At 37.2% G+C, this 247-nt stretch carries 1 protein-coding gene; it reads left to right on the forward strand.

Translation table 11 applies throughout. From position 1 onward, the window contains the following. Window positions 1–247: hypothetical protein (locus tag ACVCZW_RS07675; RefSeq protein ID WP_452232091.1), on the forward strand; the 247-nt coding region annotated here is incomplete at both ends.

Below are 247 nucleotides of genomic sequence, written 5' to 3' on the forward strand. Positions count from 1 at the left end.
ACCTACTAATCCAGGAAATGTAAACTGTTGGGATGATTTTCAATTAGACGCTACTTCATGTTTGTATGTAAATCTAGGAACTGCTCCTTCTAATCCAGGAAACGTTACCTGCTGGGATGATTTTCAATTAGATGCTACTTCCTGTATGTATGTAAATCTAGGAACAGCACCCACTAATTCAGGAAATGTAACCTGTTGGGATGATTTTCAATATGACGTTGCATCGTGTATGTATGTAAATCTAGGA

This window comes from Lacinutrix sp. MEBiC02595 (assembly GCF_053601555.1).